This window comes from Calothrix sp. 336/3 (assembly GCF_000734895.2).
Taxonomy (GTDB): Bacteria; Cyanobacteriota; Cyanobacteriia; order Cyanobacteriales; family Nostocaceae; genus 336-3.
In genome coordinates this window covers 6,252,559-6,272,511 of record NZ_CP011382.1, presented here as the reverse complement: position 1 = coordinate 6,272,511, position 19,953 = coordinate 6,252,559, and the positions used below count along the sequence as shown (strand labels likewise).

Annotated in this window: 20 protein-coding genes; 6 read left to right on the top strand and 14 right to left on the bottom strand. The window is 39.5% G+C overall.

Translation table 11 applies throughout. The annotated features are described in order from the left end of the window. Positions 1-977 precede the first annotated feature (977 nt). The 3 genes from IJ00_RS30045 (at position 978) to IJ00_RS26215 (ending at position 2,831) form a co-directional block, all read left to right on the top strand. Positions 978-1,307: a photosystem I reaction center subunit XI gene (locus tag IJ00_RS30045; protein ID WP_046814924.1), complete on the top strand. Its 330-nt coding sequence runs from the start codon at positions 978-980 to the stop codon at positions 1,305-1,307. Positions 1,308-1,373: 66 nt separating this feature from the next. Next, entirely contained in the window at positions 1,374-1,886 is a 513-nt protein-coding gene (fldA, locus tag IJ00_RS26220; RefSeq protein ID WP_035158217.1) for a flavodoxin FldA, read from the top strand. Between the two features lie 210 nt (positions 1,887-2,096). Further along, the gene (locus tag IJ00_RS26215) at positions 2,097-2,831 is read left to right on the top strand and encodes an alpha/beta fold hydrolase (RefSeq protein WP_035158216.1); all 735 of its coding nucleotides are present in this window, start codon (positions 2,097-2,099) and stop codon (positions 2,829-2,831) included. 113 nt (positions 2,832-2,944) lie between these two features. On the opposite strand, the gene IJ00_RS26210 is transcribed toward IJ00_RS26215, so the two are convergent. The 5 genes from IJ00_RS26210 to IJ00_RS26190 all read right to left on the bottom strand — a co-directional run bounded on the left by IJ00_RS26210 (position 2,945) and on the right by IJ00_RS26190 (position 6,600). Continuing rightward, positions 2,945-3,250 carry a hypothetical protein gene (locus tag IJ00_RS26210; RefSeq protein ID WP_035158215.1) on the bottom strand — a complete coding sequence of 102 codons (306 nt, stop codon included), beginning with the start codon at positions 3,248-3,250 and terminating at the stop codon, positions 2,945-2,947. Positions 3,251-3,530: 280 nt separating this feature from the next. Next, complete coding sequence (locus IJ00_RS26205) at positions 3,531-3,935, bottom strand: hypothetical protein (RefSeq protein ID WP_035158214.1); 405 nt, start codon at positions 3,933-3,935, stop codon at positions 3,531-3,533. Positions 3,936-4,114: 179 nt separating this feature from the next. Continuing rightward, positions 4,115-4,561 carry a hypothetical protein gene (locus tag IJ00_RS26200; protein WP_035159671.1) on the bottom strand — a complete coding sequence of 149 codons (447 nt, stop codon included), beginning with the start codon at positions 4,559-4,561 and terminating at the stop codon, positions 4,115-4,117. Positions 4,562-4,727: 166 nt separating this feature from the next. Further along, positions 4,728-5,507, bottom strand: a complete 780-nt coding sequence (locus tag IJ00_RS26195) for an RDD family protein (RefSeq protein WP_035158213.1) — start codon at positions 5,505-5,507, stop codon at positions 4,728-4,730. Positions 5,508-5,736: 229 nt separating this feature from the next. Continuing rightward, positions 5,737-6,600: a hypothetical protein gene (locus IJ00_RS26190; protein ID WP_035158212.1), complete on the bottom strand. Its 864-nt coding sequence runs from the start codon at positions 6,598-6,600 to the stop codon at positions 5,737-5,739. Positions 6,601-6,681: 81 nt separating this feature from the next. Between IJ00_RS26190 and IJ00_RS26185 the strand changes: the two genes are divergently transcribed. Next, positions 6,682-7,653 (top strand): stage II sporulation protein M, encoded by a 972-nt coding sequence (locus IJ00_RS26185; protein WP_035158211.1) that lies wholly within the window; start codon positions 6,682-6,684, stop codon positions 7,651-7,653. Between the two features lie 95 nt (positions 7,654-7,748). Here the strand turns inward: IJ00_RS26185 and hisS are convergent, their stop codons facing one another. Next, positions 7,749-9,143, bottom strand: coding sequence for a histidine--tRNA ligase (gene hisS / locus IJ00_RS26180; RefSeq protein WP_035158210.1), 1,395 nt, complete (start codon positions 9,141-9,143; stop codon positions 7,749-7,751). A 48-nt stretch (positions 9,144-9,191) separates the two neighbouring features. Next, on the bottom strand, positions 9,192-10,616 hold the full coding sequence (locus tag IJ00_RS26175) for an aldehyde dehydrogenase family protein (protein ID WP_035158209.1): 1,425 nt from the start codon (positions 10,614-10,616) through the stop codon (positions 9,192-9,194). Between the two features lie 295 nt (positions 10,617-10,911). On the opposite strand from IJ00_RS26175, the gene IJ00_RS26170 reads away from it, so the two are divergent. Beyond that, positions 10,912-11,319 carry a nuclear transport factor 2 family protein gene (locus tag IJ00_RS26170; protein ID WP_035158208.1) on the top strand — a complete coding sequence of 136 codons (408 nt, stop codon included), beginning with the start codon at positions 10,912-10,914 and terminating at the stop codon, positions 11,317-11,319. Positions 11,320-11,438: 119 nt separating this feature from the next. Here the strand turns inward: IJ00_RS26170 and IJ00_RS26165 are convergent, their stop codons facing one another. From IJ00_RS26165 to IJ00_RS26140, 6 genes are all read right to left on the bottom strand, one after another. Beyond that, on the bottom strand, positions 11,439-11,927 hold the full coding sequence (locus IJ00_RS26165) for a hypothetical protein (RefSeq protein WP_035158207.1): 489 nt from the start codon (positions 11,925-11,927) through the stop codon (positions 11,439-11,441). A 102-nt stretch (positions 11,928-12,029) separates the two neighbouring features. Continuing rightward, the gene (locus IJ00_RS26160) at positions 12,030-12,719 is read right to left on the bottom strand and encodes a Uma2 family endonuclease (RefSeq protein WP_035158206.1); all 690 of its coding nucleotides are present in this window, start codon (positions 12,717-12,719) and stop codon (positions 12,030-12,032) included. A gap of 105 nt (positions 12,720-12,824) precedes the next feature. After that, entirely contained in the window at positions 12,825-14,366 is a 1,542-nt protein-coding gene (locus IJ00_RS26155; RefSeq protein WP_035158205.1) for a mercuric reductase, read from the bottom strand. 30 nt (positions 14,367-14,396) lie between these two features. Further along, entirely contained in the window at positions 14,397-15,110 is a 714-nt protein-coding gene (locus IJ00_RS26150; RefSeq protein ID WP_144416084.1) for a TVP38/TMEM64 family protein, read from the bottom strand. A 199-nt stretch (positions 15,111-15,309) separates the two neighbouring features. Next, positions 15,310-16,020, bottom strand: coding sequence for a TVP38/TMEM64 family protein (locus IJ00_RS26145; protein WP_201782715.1), 711 nt, complete (start codon positions 16,018-16,020; stop codon positions 15,310-15,312). A gap of 101 nt (positions 16,021-16,121) precedes the next feature. Next, positions 16,122-16,811 carry a TIGR04283 family arsenosugar biosynthesis glycosyltransferase gene (locus tag IJ00_RS26140; RefSeq protein ID WP_035159666.1) on the bottom strand — a complete coding sequence of 230 codons (690 nt, stop codon included), beginning with the start codon at positions 16,809-16,811 and terminating at the stop codon, positions 16,122-16,124. A gap of 61 nt (positions 16,812-16,872) precedes the next feature. On the opposite strand from IJ00_RS26140, the gene IJ00_RS26135 reads away from it, so the two are divergent. Next, the gene (locus IJ00_RS26135) at positions 16,873-18,393 is read left to right on the top strand and encodes a tetratricopeptide repeat protein (protein ID WP_035158203.1); all 1,521 of its coding nucleotides are present in this window, start codon (positions 16,873-16,875) and stop codon (positions 18,391-18,393) included. Positions 18,394-18,395: 2 nt separating this feature from the next. Here IJ00_RS26135 and IJ00_RS26130 read toward each other — a convergent pair whose 3' ends face one another. After that, positions 18,396-19,403: a hypothetical protein gene (locus tag IJ00_RS26130; RefSeq protein ID WP_035158202.1), complete on the bottom strand. Its 1,008-nt coding sequence runs from the start codon at positions 19,401-19,403 to the stop codon at positions 18,396-18,398. Between the last annotated feature and the right edge of the window lie 550 nt (positions 19,404-19,953).

Here is a 19,953-nt window from a genome sequence, read left to right as displayed (position 1 = left end):
TGACTCATGAGTAATGAGTAATGAGCGACTCTAACGTAATTAAGAAATCACATCAGGTGTGACTCACAACCCAAACACAAAGAGAATTTGGCCATGGGTCGGGTATACTTGCAAAATCAAAATAGTAAATTAAGAATCACCTTAGCTGTTGGTAGTAATACGAAAAAATATTTACATTTCAGTCTCTCATCCCATCAAAATTATCTATATCTATCTATTAGGAATGTACTCAAGAAACCGTTGCTTACAATAGGTTAGTATGTGTACTTTCTCCAAGCTAGTTCCAGTTATCATCCCCAATTTACCTCAGCAAACATTTTTCTCTGTTATCAGCACATATTTCCCTAGGGGTAAGCAATGCTCAAACCTAACTAAAGCTATATTTTGCTGAATTTGACAACAAAAAATCTAATTTCCCTATCTATTTCCTGACTACGATAATTCCCATGGAAATTACCTACTCACCAAGGGATTTATCTCAATTTAATTAAGTGATTTTATTTAGATACCCAAAACTTTTATTACCTCAATCCTCTTTGCTTTTGGGGTAGAGGTACGGGAGAACAGTTATTTTTAGTTCTTATTTTACTTATTAGGAATCTGTATAGATAAAATTATAGGAAAAAGCTGAACCCCTAGCCATGCTATCCCAAAGTGCAGTGAGACGGGTTCAGCCTAACCTTCGATTGGCGCAGAAGGTTTATTGCGATTGTATGAGTAGTAGCTAGTGTATCACAAGCTTATTGAGATTTTATAGCATAATTTTAGTAGTATCTCTCCCCTCAGATGATATCTACACAGTAAAAACACTGTATTTAGGCACTTTTCAGCCCATAGCTAACAAGATTTACAAAAATTAATCTAAAAATAATGAGAAATACTATCAATTATTCTGCTAGGATGTTTTTGCAAGTAATTGAGATATAAACTCAATAAGCTAAATTTATTTGTGACTTAGAGGTCAAGCTATGACAACCATGGCAGCGCAAAAACTAGAGTCCATACCCTGGTGGTCAGGAAATGCTCGCTTAACTAACCTTTCAGGGCGATTATTAGGGGCGTACGTAGCCCATACAGGTTTGATAGTATTCTGGGCAGGAGCGATCGCCCTATTTGAAATTTGTTTATTTATCTACGGTAGTGTGGCTTTTTCAGGAAAAAATCCTCAGAGTGAATTGCCAGACAATATGAAATCCACAAAAGCTTGGAGTGAGTTCACCAGTGCTTGGACAATTGGTGGTTGTGGAGGTGCATTGTTTGCCTTCTTATTAATTAGTCAAGGTGGGCCATTATTACAGTTTTTATAGTCATTACCACTAGAGAAATCCCGAAATTTACCTACAGGCAACAAATCGCAATTTTCAGGAGGAAAAATGTCAAAAAATATTGGTCTATTTTACGGTACAACTACAGGTAAAACTGAATCTGTGGCGGAAATTATTCAGAAAGAGTTTGGTGGAGATATTGTCACCTTAGTGGATGTTTGTCAAGCGGAGACTAGTGACTTTGCAGAATATGAATATTTAATTATTGGTTGTCCTACCTGGAATATTGGTGAGCTACAAAGTGATTGGGAGGGACTATACCAAGAGCTAGATGATGTGGATTTTAGTGGTAAAACTGTTGCCTATTTTGGCACTGGTGATCAAATAGGTTATGGTGATAACTTCCAAGATGCAATGGGAATTTTAGAAGAAAAAATTGCTGCCCAGGGTGGTAAAACGATTGGTTATACTTCCACCGATGGTTATGATTTTAGTGAGTCGAAAGCTGTCAGAGATGGTAAATTCTGTGGTTTGGCTCTCGATGAAGATAATCAATCTGATTTAACTGATACTCGGATTAAAGCTTGGGTATCTCAGTTGAAAAGAGAATTCGGTATTTAGTCAACTCTGATTTATATAGAAGTTGCGGTGGAAAATTTACAGGGGAAATTCTAGTTTCACTAGAACGTGTTTACGAGAAATTGTGATTCCAGATTCCCATTCCATAACGCCAATCTTATAGACGCTTCTCTTAGTGCAGGGATACGTCATAACTACAACTATCAGGGAATGGTTTTCCCTTTCCCTTTCCCCCTTTCCCCTTAAAAAATCATGTCTAATTTTGATGTTCTCTGGTTAACCGCTAGCCCAAGTTTGAAACGTTTTGATTTACCTTTACTGAGATATTTATCCACAAAACAGACCGTTGCCCATTGGGAATATATACAATCAGAAGATGAGGCTAGTTCCATATATCAAGCTGTCGATTTGTTACACGACTTCTTAAAATCATCCCCCCAACCCGTGCATTTAGCAGGACATGGAATTAGTGGGGCGATCGCCCTCCTATTTGCCCGTCGTTACCCCGAAATGGTGCGATCGCTCTCCCTCCTCGCAGTTGCCTCCCAACCAGCAAATACCTGGCAAGCACACTACTACACCCAACGCCAAATTTTTACCACCAGTCAGGAGCAAATTTTGGCAAATAATGTTCGCAGTCTCTTTGGTAATAATCGTCCCTACACCATTGAAACCCTCTCCATTGCTCTCAAACGCGACTTAGAACTTTCACCCTGTCAACATTCCCTGTTTCGACTCATTCATCTCCCCAAAGGAGGGGTTTCCATGCCATTACTCGTTTGTGGTAGTAAAACTGACCCTGTAGTCAGTTCCCCCACCCTCCATGATTGGACAAACTGGTTTAAACCCCAAGATACCCTTTGGGAATGTCCTGGAGGATATCACTTTTTCCATTACTTCCATCCTCAAGAAGTCGGTCAAAAAATGCTCAATTTCTGGAGGACACAAAATCAAAATTTACTCACAAATTCCCTGGCAAAATGTTGATTTGAATGTGACATTAAAAAGGCTCAAGCATTCTTGCCTGAGCCGCTACTAAATCCAGTAAATTTTTTAGACTAGTGAGGTTAGCTGAAAACAGCTATTTTTAGAGATGAATCTTAGTAGCGGTTTCCACCACCGAATCTGTTATTACCTCTATTACCACCGAAGGAACCTCTGTCTTCCTTGGGTTTTGCTTTATTAACTTTAAGGTCACGACCCATCCATTCAGCACCATCAAGAGCTTCAATGGCAGCAGCTTCTTCAGCTTCTGTACCCATTTCTACAAAACCAAAACCGCGTAAACGACCTGTTTCACGGTCAGTAGGTAACTGAACTCGTTTTACGGTGCCGTATTCTGCAAAAACTGCATTCAAACTTTCTTCAGTAACTTGGTAAGAAAGGTTGCCTACATAAATTGACATATAAAGTCTCCAAAATCATAAGTTTGTAGAGATTTAGATTTCGGAGAAAAGTCTGTGAAGACTAAGAGGAAAAAGCCTATCAATAACAAACGCCGTCGCCGAATTAACTCTCAATAAACAGGATAGCACAACGAATGCCCCTATTAGGCAAAAAAATAGAGAAATTTTTGTAAAATTTTATATAATTATACCTTATAAGTGACTGTACAGAGCGATCGCGTAGCGGAACGGAGTTCTATTGCTTTAGCGGAGCGTAGCTCAATCGCCTATCATCGCCAATTTAGCTATTAGGTTGGCTAATACGGGCTTCAATGTCTTCAAAAGTCTGTAAAAGTAAGCGTTTTGCTTGTAACTGCCAGCCCCACTTTTGAATTCTAATGGCAACAACAGTACTGATGACGGATGCCACAATTCCCACAGGTTGATTGAGAGAAATACCTAATAGTAAACCTAAACCAGCTATTCCCCAGAATGGCAGAGCCACAGTTTGTCTTTGTTCTTCAACTATTTTGCTCATCTGGTCAGATGGCATTATCTGTAATAATTCTGCCTTGAGTTGTCTTTGTTGCACAAGGGGAATTGCCAGACTAATCTTACGGCGCAGTTTTTCAATTTTGCGAGCATCGGTGCTGTACTCTGTCAGTTCATCTTCTGCCATTCTCAGTAATTGCTCTAGTTGCGCCATGCTTTCTCACGTCTGGAATTTCGATACAAATCTTATCCTAAAAGGGAGTACTAGTACCAGTATGGGGAATTCAAAATTTTCAAGTGCAAAGTTCAAAATCTGTGCAGTATATAGGTTTCACTCATTTTGCAGATGCAAAGCGGTGAGAGCTTCCATTGCTGAATTAATCTTGCTACTCCCTACTGAACAGCTTGTCGTTCCAGATTACCTTCCATGGTACTGATAAGGTAATGACCCGCCATAATTCCACTAGTGAGGTAATAAGTATCATCACTGATACGGTGTAGAGTTTCAAAACCACTACGACGTTGGCGATCGCTCAGTACCCAGTAGCGTTGCACAATCGTATCTAAACCTACCCAACCTTCCCCTTCTGCCTGTCCTAGGAGATTATTTTGCAATAAAAATGTATATTGTCGCTTGCCATTATCCAGACGACCTTTGTACTGTAGGGCAATTTCTGGGCGATCGCCAGGAAATATGAGTTTTGTAATCATAGTGAACCAATTATCTCGATGCCAAGCAACCAAAACTAAACCTTTGACACTAATTGGCATTCCATCCCGTTCTAACCAACTGCCTTGTAGTATCCACCGTCCTGGTTCTAGGATAAAAGTATGAGCCACTATGATTAAGCTTCCTTGCTGATGATCGCCTATCGCCACGTATGCAGCAAACTACAGTATAAGAGAGGGATTATTCATGGGCAATCAGGAAAAAGAGAGATAATTCTCCTGCCACAACATTTTCACCAATATCTCATATTAAGTTTGCAGAATCTATAATAATTAACTATTTGTGATTTTGATATGCCAAATAAATCGCTTCTAAAAAAATATCATGGTTTATAGATGAGGGAAAATTTTCTAAATGCAAAATTGCCTTCAATTGGCTACTTAATTTTTTAGCAACAGAGCTTCTTGCCTTTGCTGACATTCCTTCCCGTCTCAGTAAATATTCTCGCACAACGGCGAAATCATCGGGTAACAAGGTAGATAAATCACTAGTTTGTGATAATTCCTCGGCGATGGCTTGGGATGACTCAGAAATTTGCAGTCTAGTTGGTTTTTTGGCTGCTTGAGATTGAATCACAACTGTTCCAGCTACCCAATCACCTAAACGCTTTTCTCGACGACTAAAAGCAATAAAAAATGCTCCTAAAAATAGGGTGTCATCAATTGGTCGGAGAAGGGCACGTAGTCCTGACTGCAACAAACTCACAGGTCTACCATTATCTCGAATTACCCGAATTTTCGCAATCCGTTTACCAGGTGTTTGTCCTTGCCAAATCGTTTCAAAAAAAACAAAATATCCACTATAAACAGAGTAGTAAATGAGAATAAAAATCGCTGTTAACCAATTGGCAATTTTATCTCCTTTAACAAAACCACCCAACCAGTCAATTAACTGGAGAGAAACCGTTGACCAAACTATCAAAAACCCGATTAAAATGATTCCCAGAATCTGATAATCAATAATCAGTGCCCAGGAACGGCTACCAATACCAGCCAGGACAAATTCTAACTCAACACTTTCAGGAGTTCGGTATTTAATTTTATTGAAAATATGCATGAGATTATGTTGATTTTTGATAGTAGATGAAAAAATATTACATAAACCAAACTACTATATAAAAAATGTACCAGGAGCAAGTTATAATATTTGATTATTCTCCGTGATTAGCTGGTCAGTAATCATAATTAAAAGCTACGCAAGGATGATGTCTGATTCGTGATTTTTTGTACAGGGTTAAATGCTGTGTATTATCACCAGAATCTTTAACCAAGGGAATTATCCGTTTCTAGACTTCATAATCACGTAATTTCAAACCTAACCCTTCTCGACGACTTCTTAAATCAAAATAGATAACAGCTTTGATGGCTTGCCAAAAAGGACTAATTAGCATACTAGCAAACAAAATCAAAATGATGCCAATCCCTAAACTTATAAAAAAGGTTGCCATTGCAGCTTCACTGGGAGTGGAATTAACATTATTGATATTAGGTACAAAGATGACAAAAAATGAGGTAAAGGCAATAAACAGAGGAATCATCGCAATGACCATCAAAGGTAAAGTAATTAAAGATGCGACTACAATAATTGCCTGAATCCGCCAAACATGACCTTTTGTTAACTCCCAACTGCGGGCGATCGCCTGCCCCGCATCCAACATATCTTCCACACCGACAGGTAATTCAGGGATAAAAATTCGAGAATAAAACCACAGATATCCCACCATCCCAACTAACTGAATAATTAGAGAAACTAATCCAAAAACTATCGGAGAATCTTTCGCTAATAAACCAATCGATACAATTAGAATTTGCTGGATAATACCAATACCAAAATTCACCCCGAACAAAGTTAAACCCATGAGTAATTGTGTTAAGAAAAAACTCCATAGTCTTGGTCTTAACTGACTTTTTACCATCCCCACTGTTTCCGGTTGATTAACTAATTCGCCATATGCCATACGAGCAATTACACCATAAAGCATATGTCCTTTTGCCCAGCCATATACAGGAACCATCGCCCACAATAACCCTTGACAAGCTAAACCTAAATACTGCTTGAAGTGGGAACGGTATAAGCGTAATGCAGCTGTCACCACATTCCCAATACTTAGTGGTTCCATAAAACCGCCGCTTCCTAAGTTACTAGACATATCGGTAAGTTCTCCGTGTCGATACAGTAGTGATTTTGAGGTTATCTTAAAGTAACTCAAATATAAGTATTCCCAAAATTTATGAATATTCAACGTTGGATTGCCCGTCGAGAGCCAAATTGGCAGCGTTTAGATACCTTACTACAAAAAGTAGAAAAAAAAGGTCTCAAGTCCCTAAATGCCATCGAAATACGTGAATTGGCTAGTTTGTATCGCTCCGTTACCGCAGATTTAGCCCGTAGTCGCACCCAGGAAATTAGTAACACATTGTCTCAAAATCTACAATCTCTAACTACTCGCGCCTATGGGCAAATATACCAGGGTTCCCGAAGACAAGAATGGCAAGCTGTTAAGCATTTTTACTTGTGGGGTTTACCTAGGGTGATTCGACAAACTTTTCTATACACAGCGTTGTCTACAGCCTTGTTTCTCCTAGGAGCGGTAATTGCTTGGTGGTACGCATGGCAAGATCCAACTTTTATGTCTTTGATTGTACCAGAACATTTGATTTCCAAGGTTAGAGATGACCATGAATTGTGGATGGGTTCAATAGTTGGGGTTGAACCTTTGGCATCTAGTAATATTATGACTAATAATATTTCGGTTTCTTTAACTGCGGTGGCTGGAGGAATTACGGCTGGATTATCGACAGTTTTTTTATTAATTTTTAATGGGCTATTAATTGGTGCAATTGGTACTTTAGTGGCTCAAAATAATCTGGCTTACCCTTTTTGGGCATTTGTATTTCCCCATGGTTCCTTAGAATTGCCGGCAATTTTTTTTGCTGGTGGAGGTGGTTTTTTAATTGCCAAAGGATTAGTTTTCCCCGGAAAATATCGCCGAGTTGATGCTCTCAAATTATATGCGTCGCAAGCAATGCAACTTGTCTGTGGGATTATTCCAATGTTAGTTATTGCCGGAATTATTGAAGGTTTTATCTCACCTAATCCGGTGATTCCGGGAATTTTTAAATATTTCTTTGGTATAGTTTTATTTATAGGTTTAGTTGTCTATTGTAATCGTCGTCAGGAAACCAGGGAAAAATCGTCTTAATTCTGAAAACTTACAAAAAACAAGACGTTATAGCATAACGTCTCTACTGAGATTTTCCTTGGGTTGTGATTTCAAATTTATCTCATCTCTACATCTTAATCTTTAAATAAGCGCTGGTGAATTGCTGTTGCTAAATCATCTACAGTAACTTCTATTTGTTCTCGACTACGTAAGTCTTTGATAGATGCTTTTTGATTTGCGGCTTCCTCAGCACCAATAATTACACAGATGGGGATACCTTGTTTCTCTGCTAACTGAAATTGTTTCCCTAGAGGACGTTGTTCAAAAGCAGTCACTACATTCAATCCTGCTTGGCGTAATTGTTGAGAAATATTGAGGTAGAGGGGAATTAAATCAGCTTGCATATTCATCACCATCACTTGGGTAGGAGTTGGCGAAAGTTGATTTAAAATACCTGCTTTTAGGAGACGACTAATTAAACGAGTTAAACCGATAGAGATACCAACACCGGGCATTTTTTCTCCTAAAAATACACCGACTAATTCCTCATATCTTCCACCAGAACAGATGCTTCCTAAGGCTTCATGTCCAATTAATGTAGTTTCATAAACTGTACCTGTATAGTAGTCTAAACCACGGGCAATAGATAAATCTATACAGAAGCGATTTTCGGCGACACCTAAATTTCTCACACCGGAAATGACAGTTTGTAATTCGGTGACTCCAAGTTGGAATTTTTCGGCATCTGGTAAAGTTTGGCTGAGATATTGCAGTTTTTCTAATACCTGATCTACAGAACCCTTGATATGAATAAATTCGATGATTTTCTCTGTAGCTTCTGAATCAATTTCCTCTTTGTCTAATTCCTGCTTAACTTTGGCTTCTCCAATTTTTTCCAGGTTATCAATGATGCTAATGCAAGTTTTGATTTTATTTTCGGCAACACCTACAGATTGAAAAAATCCGGTGAGAATTTTACGATTATTTATGCGGACGAGAAAATCACCAATATTAATTTTTTCAAAGATTTCTGTGATAATTGCTGGCATTTGAGCATCATATAATAAGCTCAATTCTTTTCTGCTAATCACATCAATATCACATTGGCGAAATTGACGAAAACGTCCATCTTTAGCTCGTTCTCCTCTAAAGACAACATCCATTTGATAGCGGGCAAAGGGGAAAGTCAAATCATTTAAATGACGGGCAATATATGCAGCGAGGGGAACAGTTTGGTCAAATTTTAAAGCTCTTGCTTCGGAACCCGTTTCCCCAGCTTTGTCTTTTTCTGCTTGGCGATTGGGTGGTAAGATAGGGTGAATTTCATAGATAATATTATCTCCTTGATTGCCCTTAGCTTGGAGAACCTCTAGTCGCTCAATAGCAGGGGTTTCGATGGGGGTAAAACCGTAGCTTTCATATACTTTGCGGATAATATCGAGTAAATATACTTCTAAGCGTTTTTCTCCAGGGAGAAATTCTGGAAAACCGCTAGGTGTGGAGAAGTTAATTTTTTCAGATTTTGACATGGATTAGGGAATGGGGAAGAAATTTAATTTACTTGATATTTTATGGTGCTAACAACTCAAATTATTAAACCACCAAGGGTCGTTAATTGGTTGATTTTTGACTAAAAATGCTTTTTTCCGTAAGAATCGTGTTAATCCAGCAGCACCTGTGGCAGAATTACCCATACCGGAAAAATTAAAAGCATTATTTTCGCCTTCGTGAATTAGGGTTGTTAATGCTGCATCATTAATACTAATTGCACCTGCGTTGATTTGTTGGGCAACTTCTAATGCTTGTGTATCGGAACCTGCAAAGATAGCTGCACTTAACCCATAGATACTATCGTTTGCTAATTCTATACCTTGGGAGATGTCAGAAAATGCCATTACGGGTAGGATAGGTGCGAAGGTTTCCTCTGTCATCACTTTCATGTCATGATTGACTTGAGATAGAACCGTGGGACGACACCACCAAGCACCCCCGTAATCTTCAATTTCTCCCCCACAATGTAAGACTGCTCCTAAATCTCGCGCATCGAGGAGATGATCGCTGATAATTGCGGCTTGTTTTTCTGAGATGATGGGTCCAATATCCCCACTTTCAAGGTTAGGGTAGGCAAGTTGTAAACGTTTTGCCTTGGTGACTAACTTGGCGATAAATTCTTCTAATATGGACTGAGCCACATAAATTCTGGCGATCGCAGAGCAAGATTGTCCACTATTAAAGACTGCACCCCAAACAATCGCTGATGCTGCTAATTCTAAGTCTGCTGATTCTAAAACGATGGCTGGATTTTTGGCTGCTAATTCTAAACAAGCTGGGATAAAACGTTTGGCGGCAGCTTGGGCAACTTTCTTGCCTGTAGCAATTCTACCTGTAAAGCAAACCATATCGACATTATCAATTAAATCGGCTCCGGTTTCTCCCGCTCCTTCCACAAAATTCAGCACATCCTTGAGGTGAGGTATCTGACTTAGGGAGTTAACTAGGGGTGCAACGAAACGGGGAGCGATTTCACTAGGTTTGACAATGACTGCACATCCTGCAAGTAAAGCAGGGATGGTATTAATCATGGCTAGGAGTAAGGGAAAATTCCAGGGGCTAATTACTCCTACTAAAGGATAGGGTACAGCAGTTTGTTGCAGAGTGATGAAGGGTACTCCTGTTTCTGTGGTTGTATCCTCTAGGATTTTTGGTGCTAAATTACACCATCTATCAATATTGTTGATGAGTAAATCTAGTTCTAATTCTGATATGGCTAATCTACCAGTATCAATAATTAAAGCTTCTAGTATTTTGTCTTTGTTGGCAAGAATTTCCTTTTTCCACTGTTTGATGGCGATCGCGCGATTACCTATACCTAATTCCTGCCAGTTTTTTTGCGCTCTGCGAATCCGGTGACATTGTTGTGCTAAAAGTTTTGCTGGTGGGGGAATAATGACGTAATCGTATTTTCCTGTGCGGGGATTACGGACTTCTATCGTTTTAGACATCAGGAATGGTTGAATCTACAGTGGGAATCAGGGGGAATAGAAGAATTTTTAAAGGTTCACGATATGTGACAAATTCTGTTCTAATACACCCTACATTACCTAATTTGTTGCAACATTCCAATAGCAACTCTAAAGTTTGTCTACTTTGAGAACTTTTCAGTCAAAATTGCGGGATTGCTACATTAAGTCGTAATGACAAGACTTCGCTTTTGATGATGAATGACGTTTAGATAAGATTGCTGATATAATTCGCTGAAAAGGGCAAATATGAATTTTGTAAATAATTTTCACACCCATGAATCAAGAATTAGATAATAGCTTAAATGTTGCTAACCTAGCTTTTCTTCACTTTCGTCATGGTTTGGAAATGGGAGAATGGCAAAATTTTTTGGATATGCTGACGGATGATTTTTGCTTTTGGTTTCCCCTGGGAAAATTCGCTGGTTTAAATGTGGGAAAAGAACGTGCCGAGGAATTTTTCACCTACGTTTCCCAAGTCTTTCATCCGGGATTAAAAATTATTGCGGTTGATAGAGTCACGAGTAATGCAACCAAAGTTGTATTTGAATTTCGGGACGCAGGTTTGTTGTTAGGAGAAGGTTATCAAAATCGTGTGGCAGTTTCTTTTGATATCCGAGGTGATCAGGTTTGTGGATATCGGGAGTATTTTGGCAGTGATGGCAGGTTTAAGATAGAGTTATGAGTTATGAGTTATGAGTTATGAGTAATAAGTGAGGAGTGATTTGAATAAATATTGAAAACCTCATGAGGTAATAAGAGGCATTTTTAATTCACATCAGGAGGTAATTTTAAATAAATATTTCAATTATTTTCGAGATTTTGTTGATTTAATTCCTGGCATTTTGCCGCAGCAGCTTGATGTGCTTCCAGATAATTTTTCCCCCCTAACATCACATCCCCATAATATTCATAGGGTGCATCACCATAAATTGGTAGGGGATCGTCTTCGGGATAATCTTCTTCGGATTCTTCAATAATTGCTTTTAATTTTTTAACGGTTAAAGTATGTGCCGCAAAATACCAAAGCTCTGAGGGAGACTTTTTTAAATGGGGTAAACTAGGGTCAAGAATACGGATAATAGGTTCGTTATCTGAGGTATCACTGATTTCAATCCAAGCGTGTTCATAAGGTTGGTAAAGTTTACCTGGCATAACTAAAAAACCTTGAACATATTTTGCTCCCTCTGTCACCAATGCTGCTTTATAAGCGTTTTCAAAGGGTTTTGTGGATTTACTTTTAATTTTTCTGGCAAGTTCGAGGGAGAGGGTTTCGTCTAATTGCTTGTTCATGCACGGGCAAAGATAGCAGCAACTCAAACATCCTACCACTGTCAGGAGAGCCTAACCAAGTTTTGGGGAATGAAACTGGCTTTGGTTTCTGATAATCTCTTTTTATAGAAGGTCGGGGTCAATATTCAATTCCCGTAACTTAGCTGCTAACCTTTCTGCGCGGTGTTTTTCCTGCTCTGCGCGTTGTTTTTCCTGCTCTGCAAATTCTGCTGGTGTGGGTAATAACTCTCCTTGTACTGTAAAATATCGAAGTTGATTTTCCTGTACACCTAGATATAAATCTAATTGCTGACTCCATAACCAACCTTGGGAGTTCGGTTCTATTGGTTGGTATATCCCATCGACTAAATGGAACCCTGCAAATTCTAAATTATTAGGGTCAAACCAAAAATATTCTGGTGTGCGAAATACATCTTGATAAATTTGTTTTTTTAAGTTTTGGTCTGTAGTTTTTGTGGATGGTGATAGCAACTCAACTATAATATTGGGATACTTGCCATCTTCTTGCCAAACTACCCAACTTTTGCGTGGTTTTTTTTCACATCCCAGAACAACAAAAAAGTCTGGACCACGAAATTCTTCTGATTTGAGTTGACGTTGACTGTAGTAAATTGTCAAATTTCCGGCAGCATAAAAGTCATTGCGGTTTTGCCACCACAATTCTAAGCATTGTAATAACAGGATAATCTGGCGTAGGTGTAAATCGCTTTCCAATGGCGGTTCGTTACTGTATATATCTCCTGGTGGGAATATTATATCTTGTGCTACTTCTAATTCTTGGGCAACTGACATAATTTTACGGAAATTAGGGGTAATAAAATGCTTGGTATTTGTGTTGCCAGGGATGAGGGTCAGAAAGAGTTTGCCAGTATTTTTATCATTCCCTCAACCACTATTTTAGGATAATTTTTGGAGAAATCCCAGGAGTTTTTGCGTATTCGGGGTGAGTAAAGTACGACGATAAGCGTCTGCGGCTTTTTTTATGGCTTCGGCTTGGGTAGGATAGGGGTGAATTACGCTGCTCAGTTTACTTAGTCCAATTTTATGGACGATCGCGGTGGTAATTTCTGATATCATTTCCCCGGCATGGGGAGCGACAATGGTTGCACCAAGGATTTCATCGGAACCTTGTCGGTGGAGAATTTTCACAAAACCTGCTTCTTCTCCGTCAGCGATCGCCCGATCTACGGAACTGAAAGGAATTTTAATTTGATTGCATTTTATACCTTTCTCATGGGCTTCTGCTTCGTACATTCCCGTATGGGCAATTTCAGGGTCAGTATATGTAACCCAAGGCATAACGAGGCTACTTAAGCGCGATCGCCCGAAACCGAAGGGAGAGAATAGGGTATTTTTAATTACTATCCTGGCGGCAGCATCCGCAGCATGGGTAAACTTCCAATCCATACAGATATCCCCCGCAGCATAGATATTTGGGTTTGTTGTTTGCAGGTAATCATTCACCTTTACCCCCCGACGGGAGTCATATTCCACACCCACAGCATCTAAATTCAATCCCTCCACATTGGGAGTTCTCCCCGCACCGGCAAGAATTTCCTCCACTGTCACCGAATCCCGATGCTCTCCCACGGAGAAGTATATTCTTTTACCTGCTGTCACTTTAACTACATCTTCCAGTTGACAATTTAAGACTAAACGGATACCTACCCTCTCCAAGGCATTCTGAACAATTTCCGCCGCTTCCCTATCTTCTTTGTTGAGCAAATGCCCACCGCGATGGAATAAAGTTACCTGACAACCAAGACGGTGAAAGGCTTGTGCTAATTCGCAGCCAATGGGTCCACCACCAATTACAGCTAGACTGCGGGGACGCTGTATCAGGGAAAATACAGTTTCGTTAGTTAAATATCCGGCTTCTTCTATACCAGGGATATTTAAGCGTGCGGCTCTGGCTCCAGTAGCAATTACCGCTTTCTTAAACCGCAGAATTGTACCATTGACTTCTATTTTATTGCCACTCACGAAGCTGCCATCACCTAAAAATACATCTACACCCAACTTTTTAAACCTTTCTGCGGAGTCATTATGGCTGATACCTGCTCGTATACGTCGCATTCTAGCCATAACTGCGGGAAAATCCACATCTATATGTTGGGGGGTGGATACACCAAATTCCCCTGCTTGCCACATTTCTCCGACAACCCGTGAGGAACGAATCAGACATTTTGATGGTACGCAACCGACGTTTAAACAATCACCACCCATGAGGTGCTTTTCAATCAGGGCAACTTTTAAACCCAAACCTAAACCCGCAGCACCTGCGGCAACAACTAAACCTGCTGTACCTGCACCAATAACTACTAAATCGTAACAGTCAGCAGGTTGGGGATTCATCCAGTTCGGTGGATGTACGTGAGAGATAAGTCTTTGATTATACTCATCTAGGGGACGTATTTGATAATTTTCGGAGTCAGACATGGGAAATTTGGGGGAAGGATGAGATATTTACTATTGACTAACTTCTGCTAAAGCTTTGCGGGCAACACGGGTGACGTATAATGTGACGGCAAGGGTAGCAATAAAACCGATGATGCGGATTGCCCATTGTAGAGTCGGGTTTGTCGGTTGAGTTTGACTACCAATCATTGCCAAATTACCAGCAAGGGAACCAATGTAGACGTACATAATTGTTCCAGGAAGCATCCCAATGGAAGCAAGAAAATAATCTTTGAGGGAAACTCCTGTAATTCCTAGGGCGTAGTTTAATAAATTGAAGGGAAATATGGGAGAAAGTCGAGTCAACAAGACGATTTTAAACCCTTCTCGACCAACGGCAGTATCGATTGCCGCAAATTTGCTGTTACCAGCGATTTTTTGAGAAACCCAATTTCTTGCGAGATATCTACCGACTAAAAAAGCTGCGGTTGCTCCTAGGGTTGCACCCAGGAAGACGTAGAGGGAACCCCAGACAACACCAAATACTACCCCTGCTCCTAGGGTGAGAATGGAACCTGGAAGAAATGCAACGGTGGCAAGAATATATAAACCGATAAAGGCGATCGCCCCAATTACACCTAGGCTTTCTATCCATAGTAGGGCATTTCGCAGCCATCCTTGGGGATTCAATTGATTGAGATTATTTTCTTGAGCAATTGCGGGATGGGTTCCCCATAGGAGAATAACTAGAAGGGTAAATAGAATCAGGTAAAAGTTTTTTCGCATATATTTTTGATGATTTTTAAATTGTAGTGGGAGCGTCTGGCTCGCTATTTATGATTAAGGGGTAAGATATTTTTTATTTGGGGGTTAATTTGGGGGTTAATAATTTAAAAAACAGTGCAAGATGCCATCTTTTTAAAACTCTCTGAGAAAACAAGATGCGTCTCTTTTTCCAAAATTGTGCGCAAGGACTAATCATAAATTAATCCATATTTTCTTGTAATGCTTTCTGAGCAATTCGAGATATATATATCGTCACTGCAATGGTGGCAACTAAGCCAATTACTTGCATAATTATTTGCCAAGTTTGCGCTGTCCTATCCATGGGTGTTGCTGACATATTTGCCATTACCACATCACTGGCTAAAGAACCAATGTAGACATACATTAAAGTTCCCGGAATAATACCAAGGGAGCCAAGAATATAATCTTTTAAAGACACTTGAGTGATGCCAAAGGCATAGTTTAATAAGTTAAAGGGGAAAATCGGAGAAAGTCGCGTCAGTAAAACAATTTTTAATCCTGCGGTGGCTACTGCTCTATCAATAGCTTGAAATTTGGGATATTTTTCCAGCTGTTGACAAACCCAGTTGCGAGAAACATAACGCCCTAGACAAAAAGTGATGACAGCACCAATAATGGCAGCAATTATCACATAAACGGAACCCCAAAATAAACCAAATAAACATCCCCCTTTAATCGTAAGTATAGAGCCAGGGACAAATAAGAGAGTCGCCAAATTGTAAAGAATAATATAGGCGATCGCCCCCCAGATGCCTAAACTTTTTACCCACATAGCGGAGGATTGCAATATTTCGGAAAAATTGATTTGCCTACCGATGAAAATTAGAGCGATGACTAACAAAAATAGACAAATATATTTAACTGTTGTCAATTGACTTTTTCGAGACATCATACTCATAAAAATCCGAGAACATATTTAATCTAACTCTCTCAATTACAAAATTCCTGACAATTCTAGAATATTGCCCAAACCTGAGAAACAGCTTAAGACTATCTAAATTTTCCCTGACGATACCAGTCACGGATTCTATCGGGAGAAATACCCAGATAATAGGCGATAATCACAATCTGATTGATCAGGGTTGTTTGCCAAATTCCTTTTTTTAACCATCTTCGGGGTGATGTGATGACTGATGCAGATATAATCGTGATTTTACCGATTTTTTTTAATCTCTGTATCAACTCAAAGTCTTCCATAATCGGAATTCTTGGGAAGCCACCAATTTTCTCAAATGTTTCCTTCGTCAGAAATATTGCCTGATCTCCATAGGGTAACTGAAATAACCGCGATCGCCACTTCACCCCCTTTTCTACCCACCGCAAACTTGGTGCATTATCGTCAATCTGCAATGTAAATGCACCTGCAACCACTCCCGGTTTCTGGATTGCATCTCTCACCATGTTCTCAAAATTACTTGGTAAACGAGTATCCCCGTGCAAAAATAGTAGAATTTCTCCTGTTGCGACGGTTGCACCCCGATTCATTTGCTCGCTACGTCCGGGCAGAGAATCAATTAATTTTATACTAAATTGCCTAGTTATTTCTACTGTGTTATCCGTGGAGCCACCATCGACAATAATTACCTCTATATCATGCCTAATAGGTATCGCACTCAAGGTAGAGGCAATATTAACTGACTCATTCAGTGTTGGAATAATTACAGATATTTTTGCGAGCATTGGTGAAAAAATCAATTTTTTTATGTCAAAGTATAAATGAAAATCAGCAATTTTCCCTCCCATGAATGGAATTTCCGTACTGCGATCGCAACAATTAGATTTTATCCAGAGGTTGGCATCTTCTAGCTCTGTACTCCATTGTCAAGTTGAGGGTAAACATAGCGAGTTGACGGTTATTTCTGGGGAAAGACTCAAAGTTTTACGGAATTTCTGTTGGGAAATGGCAGAAAAATATAAACAAGTCTCTCCCGTCAGGGATGTATTTATTAAGTATTTGCAGGGGAAATTAGCAGAGGAAGTTGTTCAAGAACGTTTATCAGATTTAATTACCTCTGTAGATTATGAAAAACGTCTCGGTGGTGATGGAAAAACAGATTTTACTCTGAAATTTGATGCTAAAATTGGGATTCAAGTAAAGTCTCGTCGTGGTAAATTTAATCAAGTTCAATGGTCGGTGAGTGCAGAGGAAGTTGCAAATAATTATGTGATTATTTGTGTCTTTGTTCAAGAAGAAATTAATGAATCTCAAAGGGAATATCATTTGTATTTAGCTGGTTTTTTACCAACTCAGATGATTAAGTTAAACAGAGGTAAAATAAACTTCGGTATAGAACAATTACTCTATGCTGGTGGTTTGAGATGCTATTTAGAACAGTTTCATTCCCAAAGTCTAGGAAATTTCTCCCCATCCCATTCCCTAACCCAAAATTCTATCCCATCCCTAAAATTAGCCGCTATTCAAGCTTATCAAAACCAAGACTTTTCAAGGGCGATCGCTACCTATACCGATATCCTCGAAATTCAGCAGCAAGACGCAAATATCTACTATCACCGAGGTTTGGCGTATTTAGCTGTGGCAGAATATGAAAAAGCAATCCTCGATTTTCTCCACAGTCTCAACCTCAATCCCCATGCTCCCCAAGTTTATAATCAGATGGGAATTGCCCGATATCACCTCAGTGATTATTCAGGGGCGATCGCCGATTTTAGTCAAGCAATAATTCTCTCTCCTGATCATATCTCTTTTTGGAAAAATCGCGGAGATACTTATTACCTAATTGGTGATAATCAAAGAGCTATCGAAGATTATGGACAGGTTCTACAACTAGAAAGTAAACAGAGCTGGATAGACTATACAACATTGCCCGAAATTACTTTATTCCCTGCCTTATCAGAAATAGAATATTGTGATATTCAGCAGTATTTAAATAGGGGAATATCTCGCGTTGAACTAGGATACTTTACTGGAGCTATATCTGATTTTAACAAAGTTATCCTAGAAAATCAAGACAACAAAGAAGCTTATTATTTACGCGGTAATTGCTATTTGGAAATCACAGAATTAGAGATGGCGATCGCTGACTATAATCAAGCCATTGAACTAGGATATAAAACTAGGGAAATCTATCAACAACGTTCCCAATGCTTCTATGAATTAAATCATCTGGAGAATGCCATGGCAGACTTAAAAGTTGCCCAAGAATTATCTACTCTGGAAGGGAATATTACTGCTAGACAAAATATTCAAGAAATGATAGATGATTTACAATTAGAAATGTCCCTGGATGAATTAAATATATAAAATCAGCCTATTGTCACCACCCCTATTCCCTCCTTCGTCGCCACAATCATTTTTCCAGAAATAGGGTCAAATTTCATCCCATTCATCACTGCATCTAAATTATAGGTTGCTTCCACCTCACCAGTTTCTGCCTGCACTAATGCCAGAGTTTTCCCCACACCAAACACCAACCTCTGATTATCCAGCCAAACAATTTCACTTTGCCAAGGATTAAAACTATCATGTCCATGGTGTAGCATCCAAGGTTGTTGCCATTTTGTTTCCAGGGGTTGCTCAACAAAATCATTTAAACTTGCCAAAAACTGGCGATCGACCTGCAAACAAGCTAACTCAACCCGATTATATATATAGAAACTGTAAGCCAAACTCTCACCATCTGGGCTAAAACCCAAACCACCCCGATGACAACGCGCTCCACCTGCAAATTCTCCCAGATAACTCAATTCACCCCTGAGCATATCTCCAATGCGAAATACATGATGGAATTCATCCATATCCACAGAATTGATAATTAAAAATTGCATCTGTGCATCCATGGCAAATCCCGCATTATAATCTCGCCAACGACACAACCAACGTACCTGTTCACCCGTTTCTAAATTAACCAAGTACATATCCCCCCAACCCTCAGCAATCAGTAAATATCGCTGACAAGGAGTCACCCCCAACCATGAGATATGGGTACATTTCTGATGTCCATGATATTCATCCTCCAGGGAAGTCTCCCCATAGGGTGCATGGGGTAACTGAACTGTTTGCAAAACGGACAAATCATCCCAATGACGTATTTCAATCCCAAATTCTGGCGTAACCTCAGAAGGAGTCACAGCAAACCTTTCCCCATCCGGTAATAAAACAATACTCGGTACTGGCTCAAATTTGTAAGGTAGTTCGATTTGCTGAATAATTCGCGGCTCTTGGGAGATATCCCATTTCACCAAATAATTAGGATATATGGGTGCGATCACTTGTTGTTTCCCAATTTGATAAATTAGCGCTTTGCAATCCATAGCTATCTTTCTGTTGTTATCTAGGCTGTGTACTCTGTGCCTTTTTTGAGTGATAAATTCATACAAAAACCGTGAGGGGGAAAACTTGTTCCAAGACTCTGGCTTGGAATACAGGTAGGGAAGCTCTGCTTCCTGATTCGAGGCAGAGAGCCTCGTGGAATGCGTCCCCACGCGGAGCATGGGGACGAGAAAATCACAAAAACGGCATGAACTAAATCATGAACTAAATATGGATAAATCCCAACAAAGTACACAGCCTAGTTGTTATCCACATTTCACGAAATGCTTGATACAAAACCATAGTCTCCCTAATTTTTTCACCCTGCTACCTATTTGTATTAACTTTAAAGTCGAACGATATTATCCACGTCTACGCAGTTTGATGACTAGCACCTGACTTGAAAAAGCAGGGGACAAGGGGGACAAGGGGGACAAGGGGGACAAGGGGGACAAGGGAGAAATAATTAATGCCCAATGCCTATTTTCATCTGTCCTGGTGTACGCAGTTCATAATGGCTACTTAACAAAACTTAATGATTTTTTGATAGTT